Genomic DNA, 7,540 nt, shown 5'->3' with positions numbered 1-7,540 from the left:
ATGGGGGGCCGCTGAAAAGCAGCACCACGCCGCCCCGCGCCGCGTGAAAGCCAGGCCACCCTTCAGGGTGGCCTTTATTTCGCCCACGTAGTTTCCGAGGTGGATCAATCCATTCACTGCACGGCCCGCAGGCAGGGCGAACGTCCATGATCCAGGGGTGGTTCGGCATCCGCCGCACCCGTTCTTTTCGGAGACCCTCATGAACCCTTTCCTTGTACCCGCCATTGTCCGTCGCGGCGCGGCCATGCCATGGCGCAAAGCGCGCTTGCCGCATGCGTCGGCAGGCGGCCGCAATGGGCGCCGCCTGTGGCAACACGTGCTTGGCGTCATGCTGGTGAGCGCCGCGCTGGGCTTCACCGCGCCGGAAGCCCGGGCGGTAGATGTCAACCAGGCCAGCGCGCAGCAATTAGAGACCATCCGGGGCATCGGCCCGCGCACGGCCGAAATCATCATCAATGAACGCGAACGCGGCGGCCGCTTCGATTCGTTCGAAGACCTGGCCGAGCGCGTGCGCGGCATTGGCGAGAAAAAGGCGCAGGCCTTGAAGGCGGCCGGCTTGCAGGTGGGCGAGGGCGATGGCGCGGCAGGATCGGGCCAAAGCCCAAGCCAAAGCCAAGGCTCGGGCGCCGCGTCATCCACCGCCAAACCGGCCAAGGGCAAACCCAGCACGGCGCCGGCGGCGGCCCGGCCCTGACGCGCCGGGTAGGCGGCTAACCCCTGGCGCGAGCGCGGCTTTTGCCCGCGCCCAGCGCCAGGCAGAGTTATTATCTTTTGCATGACTACTACCTACCCCACTATCGAGCAGACCGTCGGCAATACGCCGCTGGTGCGATTGCAGCGCATTCCCGGTGCCGCGGGCGACGCGCGTGGCAACGTCATCCTGGCCAAGCTGGAAGGCAATAATCCCGCCGGTTCCGTGAAGGACCGCCCCGCCTTGTCGATGATCCAGCACGCCGAAGCGCGTGGCGACATCAAGCCGGGCGACACCCTGATCGAGGCTACCAGCGGCAATACCGGCATCGCGCTGGCCATGGCGGCGGCGATGAAGGGGTACCGCATGATTCTAATCATGCCCGACAACCTGTCCGTGGAACGCCGGGCGGCCATGGCTGCCTACGGCGCCGAGCTGATCCTGACGCCCGCCGACAAGGGCGGCATGGAATACGCCCGCGACCTGGCCACCGAAATGCAGGCCGACGGCCGCGGCGTGGTGCTGGACCAGTTCGCCAACCCCGACAACCCGCGCGCGCATGTGGAAACCACGGGCCCCGAACTGTGGACGCAAACCGAAGGGCGCATCACGCATTTCGTCAGCGCCATGGGCACCACGGGCACGATCATGGGCGTGTCGACGTATTTGAAATCCCGCAACCCCGCCGTGCAGATCGTGGGCGCACAGCCGGCCGAAGGCTCGCAGATTCCGGGTATCCGCAAGTGGCCCGAGGCCTACCTGCCCAAGATCTTCGACCGCAGCCGCGTGGACGCCTACGAATCCATCGAGCAATCCGAAGCGGAAACCATGGCGCGCCGGCTGGCCGCCGAAGAAGGCATCTTTGGCGGAATTTCGTCCGCCGGTGCGCTGGTGGCCGCCTTGCGTGTGGCCGAAAGAGTTAACGACGCCACCATCGTGTTCATTGTCTGCGACCGGGGTGACCGTTACCTGTCCACGGGCGTATTCAACTGATTCCGTACGGCAGCAGTGGGGCGCATCCAGTCCCACAATAAAAAAATGCCCCGTTCATCCTGACGGGGCATTGCTGTTTCCGGGGCGGGCAGATCACCGCGTGACGCGCGCTTCGATTTCGTACGCCAGGTCCGCCACCGACGTCGCGTAGAAGTAGCTGCGGTTGTACTTGGTCAGCGCAAAGAAATTGGGCGTGCCAACCCGGTATTGCGCCGTGCCGCGCGCTTCTTCAACCAGGTCCACCACCCCCAGCGGCTGGGTGCCCCAACCATTGCTGCTGGCGCCTGGTTGCAAACGCGCGCCGGCGGCCGACAGCGTGCTCCAGGTTTGCTTGGGCTCCAGGCCGCCGTCGACCAGCGCGGTGGGGTCCGCCGGCAACACCACCGGTGCAAACACGGGCAAGCCGCGCTGCCAGCCGTGCTGTGCCAGGAAGCTGCCCACGGACATGATGGCGTCCTGCGTGTTGTTGGTCAGGTCGATATGGCCGTTGTCGTCGCCGTCCACCGCGTAGTGCATGATGCTGGTGGGCATGAACTGCGGCATGCCGATGGCGCCGGCGTACGAGCCCTGCGTTTCCAGGTCCAGTTTGTCTTTCATGACCAGCGTCAGGAAGTCCGCCAACTGGCCCCGGAACATCGCGGCGCGCTCGGGTTTGTTGGGATCGGGATAGTCAAAGGCCAGCGTGGCCAGTGCATCCAGCACTCGGAAGTTGCCCATGTTGCGGCCGTACAGTGTTTCGACGCCGATGATCGACGCGATGATCGGGGCCGGCACGCCAAAACGCTGAGCCGCCTGATTGAGCAGGTCGCGATTTTCGTTATAGAACTCGACGCCCCAGCCGATGCGCTTGGGTTCCACGAAGCGGGACCGATACGTCAGCCAACTGCGCCAGATTTTCTTGCCCGGCGGCGCCGGCGCGATCAGCCGGGACACGGTGGCGTTGTAGCGCGAGCTTTCCAACGCCTTGATCATCGGGTCCAGTGGCAATTGGCGTTCGGCCGCCAGGTCCTGCACGAAGCTGCGCACTTCCGGGCGCAGCGCGCCGGTGGCGGTCAGGGTGGCAGGCGCGTCATCCGGCAGTTCGGAGCCGGGTGTCGGCGTGGCGGGTCCGATGCGGATAGCGGCGTTCGCTGAAGCGGCCGGCGGCTGGGTCGAAAGGGAATTTGGAGCAGAGGGGGCGGTGGTGGAGCAGCCCGCCAGCAGGGCGGAAAGCGTTCCGAGTTGCAGTAATCGCCGACAGATGAACATAATCTTCCTTATGGAGACCATGTATCTTACCCACCCGGCTTGCCGCTTGCATGAAATGGGCAGTTGGCACCCTGAAAGCCCGCAGAGGCTGGATGCCATTTCCGACCAGCTATTGGCCAGCGGCCTGATGCCCTATCTGGACGACCGCCAAGCGCCCCAGGCGTCGCGCCACGACCTTTTGCGTGTGCACACCGTCCAGTATCTGGACAGTTTGCGCGAACATACGCCGGACCAAGGGTATTACCCGATCGATCCCGATACGCTGATGAATCCCCACACCTATGAAGCGGCCCTGTACGCGGCCGGCGCGGGGGTTGCGGCGGTGGATGCGGTGATGGGCGGCGACGCCCGCACGGCGTTCTGCGCGGTGCGTCCGCCCGGGCACCACGCTTGCCGGTCGCAAGCCATGGGCTTCTGCTTTTTGAATAACGTCGCGATCGCAGCGCGCCATGCACTGGACTTTCACGGCCTGTCGCGCGTGGCCATCGTTGACTTCGACGTGCACCACGGCAACGGCACCGAAGACGTCTTCGCGGGCGACGAGCGCGTGCTGATGTGCAGCTTTTTTCAGCATCCGCTCTTTCCCAACAGCGGTACCGACCAGCCCGCGGACAACATGCTGAACGTGCCGGTGCCCGCGTATACGGTCGGCCCCGCGGTCAGGACGATCGTCACCGACCAGTGGCTGCCCCGGCTTGAAGCCTTCCGCCCGGAACTCATCCTGGTGTCCGCCGGATTCGATGCGCATCGGGAAGACGACATGGGCCAGATGGGCCTGGTCGAGGCTGACTACGGCTGGATCACCGAGCAACTCGTCGAGGTGGCCGAACGGCATAGTCAGGGCCGGATCGTCAGTACGCTTGAAGGTGGTTACAACTTATCTGCACTGGGGCGCAGTGTCGTTGCGCATATACGAGCGCTGGCGAAGCTGTAGAATCAGGAAAAAATTGTGCAATGCGATCCCGGCGCATGCCGGGTATTTATTTCCATTTGGAGGCAGCGGGATGAAGGTGTTGGTACCTGTCAAGCGCGTCGTTGACTACAACGTCAAGGTGCGAGTCAAGTCGGATCAGACTGGCGTGGATATCGCCAATGTGAAGATGTCCATGAACCCCTTTGACGAAATCGCCGTCGAAGAAGCGACCCGGCTCAAAGAGAAGGGTGCCGTCGCTGAAGTCGTGGCGGTTTCTTGCGGCGTTGCGCAATGCCAGGAGACGCTGCGCACCGCCATGGCCATTGGCGCCGATCGTGGCGTGCTGGTTCAGACCGATGCTGAACTCCAACCGCTGGCCGTCGCCAAGTTGTTGAAGGCCCTGGTCGACAAAGAGCAGCCGCAACTGGTCATTCTTGGCAAGCAAGCCATCGATGACGACGCCAACCAAACCGGCCAGATGCTGGCCGCGCTGCTGGATTGGCCGCAAGCCACGTTCGCCAGCAAGGTCGAACTGGCCGACGGCAAGGTCACGGTCACGCGTGAAGTGGACGGCGGGCTGGAAACGCTGACGCTGACGCTGCCGGCCATCGTCACCACCGACCTGCGCCTGAACGAGCCGCGTTACGTCACGCTGCCCAACATCATGAAGGCCAAGAAGAAGCAGTTGGACACCGTCACGCCCGACGAGCTGGGTGTTGATCCCGCGCCGCGCCTGAAGACGCTGAAGGTCAGCGAGCCGCCCGCCCGCAAGGCCGGCATCAAGGTGGCCGATGTTGCGGCCCTGGTGGACAAACTCAAGAACGAAGCGAAGGTGGTCTGAACATGACGACGCTGGTTATTGCCGAACACGATAACGCCCAGCTCAAGGGCGCAACCCTGAACGCCGTCGCCGCCGCCGCCAAGATCGGAGGCGACGTGCACGTGCTGGTCGCCGGCGCCAATGCGCGTGCCGGGGCCGACCAGGCCGCCGCCGCCGCAGGCGTGGCCAAGGTGCTGTTGGCTGACGCGCCGCAGCTGGCTGACGGTCTGGCGGAAAACGTCGCGGCGCAGGTGCTGGCCGTGGCTTCCAACTACAGCCACATCCTCTTCCCGGCCACCGCGTCGGGCAAGAACGTGGCGCCGCGCGTGGCCGCCAAGCTCGACGTCGCGCAGATTTCCGACATCATCGGCGTGGAATCCGCTGACACGTTCCAGCGCCCGATCTACGCGGGTAACGCCATTGCCACGGTGCAATCGGCCGACGCCGTGAAGGTCATCACCGTGCGCACGACGGGCTTTGACGCCGTCGCAGCGCAAGGGGGTTCGGCCGCCGTGGAAGACGTGGCCGCCGTGGCGGATTCGGGCAAGTCCACGTTCGTGGGCCGCGAAGTGGCCAAGAGCGACCGTCCCGAACTGGCCGGCGCGCGCGTCGTGGTCTCGGGCGGCCGTGGGTTGGGCAGCGCCGAGAACTTCAAGATCCTTGACCCGCTGGCCGACAAGCTCGGCGCCGCGTTGGGCGCCTCGCGCGCGGCCGTCGACGCCGGCTACGCGCCGAACGACTGGCAAGTGGGCCAGACCGGCAAGATCGTTGCTCCGCAGCTGTACGTGGCCGTTGGTATTTCCGGCGCCATCCAGCATTTGGCCGGCATGAAGGACTCGAAGGTCATCGTGGCCATCAACAAGGATCCCGAAGCCCCGATTTTCGGCGTGGCGGATTATGGCCTGGTGGGCGACCTGTTCCAGGTCGTGCCCGAACTGACCGGCGCGCTGTAAAACGTCAGCGACGTCGCCAGTATGAAAGCCCCGCGGATTCACCATCCACGGGGCTTTTTTCTGGTCTGCGATGATCTGGGATAGTTTGATATCTATGTAGTATTTCTTTTGATTTTCTGAAAGATTCTGATAATGTGTTCCGCGCGCAGCAGGATTTTTCGCGCACGTGCTCGACCTGTACAGAACGAAGGAGATTCGGGATGGAATGGTTCTTTGACACATTGCGGAAGTATCCAGAGTTGGCGGTATTTCTTACCCTGGGGCTGGGGTATTGGATCGGCGCCAAGAAAATCTTCGGGTTTAATCTCGGTGCGGTAACCGGCACGTTGTTGGTGGGTGTGTTGGTCGGCCAACTTGATATCACCATCGCCCCGATTCTGAAGCAGGTGTTCTTCCTGCTTTTTCTTTTTGGTCTTGGCTACGGCGTCGGACCACAATTCTTCCGCGGCATGAAAAGCGATGGCCTTCCCCAGGTCATCTTCGCGGTCATCATCTGCGTTATCTGCTTGCTGGTCACCTGGGCCACGGCCGTCGGATTTGGATTTGACGCCGGTACCGGTGCCGGGCTGTTGGCGGGCGCGCAAACCATTTCCGCGGTGATGGGCGTGGCCACGGACACGATCAACGGGCTGGGCGTGGACGCCGCGACCAAGAAGAAGTGGATCGACAGCATCCCCGTGGCCTACGCCGTCTGCTACATCTTTGGCACGGTCGGCAGCGCGTGGTTGCTGGCATCGCTGGGCCCCAAGCTGATGCGCGTGGACATCGTCAAAGAGTGCAAGGAATACGAAGCCAAGATGTCCGGCGGCGCCGATTCCATGGAACTGTCTGGCTACCGCAAGTTCACGGCCCGCGCCTACAAGCTTGACCACACCGATCTGGTGGGCAAGACGGTGGGCGACCTGGAAGCGCGCTTTGTCGACGCGCGCGTGTTTGTGGAACGCATCCGCCGTGGCGACCAGATCATCGATAACGACTCCAGCACGGTGCTGCAGGCGGGCGATGTGCTGGGCGTGACGGGGCGCCACGATGCGCTGGTCTTGCAGGCCGGCGGCATCATCGGCAATGAAGTCGAGGACAGGGACGTCATCAACCTGCCCGCCGAGATTGTCGAGGTGGTGCTGACCAACAAGAATGTGGCCGGCAAGACGCTCAAGGAATTGGCCGAAAACGAAACGGTGCGTCAGTTGGGCCGGGGCGTGTTCCTGCGCAAGGTTGTGCGCGGCGGTCACGATATGCCGGTCAACTGGGGCCTGAAGCTGGACCGCGGCGACCGTCTCTTTGTGCTGGGCGCCAAGCGTGACGTCGAGCGCGTCGTGGCCAAGCTGGGATATGTGGACCGGGCCACCGAGCAGACCGACATGGTGTTCGTCGGCTTCGGCATTTTGCTGGGCGGGCTGTTCGGTTCACTGGTGCTGACGGTCAGTGGCATTCCCATCACCTTGTCGACGTCCGGCGGTGCGCTGATATCGGGCCTGATCTTCGGCTACCTGCGATCGGTGCATCCCACCTTCGGCCGCGTGCCGGAACCGGTGCACTGGTTCCTGACGTCTGTCGGGCTGACGGCATTCGTGGCCGTGGTCGGCATCACTTCCGGGCCGGGCTTCGTGCAGGGCTTCCAGCAATTGGGCGCCAAGCTTTTCGTGGCCGGCATCATCGCCACCAGCGTGCCGATGATTCTGGGCGTGTTCATCGCCCGATATGTCTTCAAGTTCCATCCCGCCATCGTGCTGGGCGTCTGCGCTGGCGCCCGCACCACGACGGCGGCGATCGGCCAGATCACCGAGACGGCGAAAAGCCAGGTGCCCGCCCTGGGCTACACGGTGCCCTATGCAATTGGCAATACCCTGCTCATTATCTGGGGCATTGTCATCGTCATGCTGATGACCTAGTGGGACGCCCCGCAAGCCTGATCCGGGCTT

Annotated in this window: 7 protein-coding genes; 6 read left to right on the top strand and 1 reads right to left on the bottom strand. The window is 63.8% G+C overall.

Going from position 1 to position 7,540, the window contains the following annotated elements:
* Positions 1-199 precede the first annotated feature (199 nt).
* Positions 200-694 (top strand): ComEA family DNA-binding protein, encoded by a 495-nt coding sequence (locus ACNPP0_RS24645; RefSeq protein ID WP_332610484.1) that lies wholly within the window; start codon positions 200-202, stop codon positions 692-694.
* An 81-nt stretch (positions 695-775) separates the two neighbouring features.
* Positions 776-1,684 (top strand): cysteine synthase CysM, encoded by a 909-nt coding sequence (gene cysM / locus ACNPP0_RS24640; RefSeq protein WP_046802732.1) that lies wholly within the window; start codon positions 776-778, stop codon positions 1,682-1,684.
* Positions 1,685-1,777: 93 nt separating this feature from the next.
* On the opposite strand, the gene mltB is transcribed toward cysM, so the two are convergent.
* Positions 1,778-2,932 (bottom strand): lytic murein transglycosylase B, encoded by a 1,155-nt coding sequence (mltB, locus tag ACNPP0_RS24635; protein ID WP_448707263.1) that lies wholly within the window; start codon positions 2,930-2,932, stop codon positions 1,778-1,780.
* Positions 2,933-2,942: 10 nt separating this feature from the next.
* Here mltB and ACNPP0_RS24630 point away from each other — a divergent pair, with 10 nt between their 5' ends.
* The 4 genes from ACNPP0_RS24630 to aspT all read left to right on the top strand — a co-directional run bounded on the left by ACNPP0_RS24630 (position 2,943) and on the right by aspT (position 7,510).
* A complete protein-coding gene (locus ACNPP0_RS24630) occupies positions 2,943-3,866 on the top strand; it encodes a histone deacetylase family protein (RefSeq protein ID WP_332610479.1) in 924 nt (307 codons plus the stop codon).
* 70 nt (positions 3,867-3,936) lie between these two features.
* A complete protein-coding gene (locus ACNPP0_RS24625) occupies positions 3,937-4,686 on the top strand; it encodes an electron transfer flavoprotein subunit beta/FixA family protein (RefSeq protein WP_332610477.1) in 750 nt (249 codons plus the stop codon).
* A gap of 2 nt (positions 4,687-4,688) precedes the next feature.
* Positions 4,689-5,618 carry an electron transfer flavoprotein subunit alpha/FixB family protein gene (locus tag ACNPP0_RS24620; protein WP_448707262.1) on the top strand — a complete coding sequence of 310 codons (930 nt, stop codon included), beginning with the start codon at positions 4,689-4,691 and terminating at the stop codon, positions 5,616-5,618.
* Between the two features lie 200 nt (positions 5,619-5,818).
* Complete coding sequence (gene aspT, locus ACNPP0_RS24615; RefSeq protein ID WP_332610474.1) at positions 5,819-7,510, top strand: aspartate-alanine antiporter; 1,692 nt, start codon at positions 5,819-5,821, stop codon at positions 7,508-7,510.
* Positions 7,511-7,540 lie beyond the last annotated feature (30 nt).

The organism is Achromobacter semiaridum, assembly GCF_053543755.1.
The sequence above is the reverse complement of the archived record's forward strand: the minus strand, read 5'-3'. Positions and strand labels throughout refer to the sequence as shown.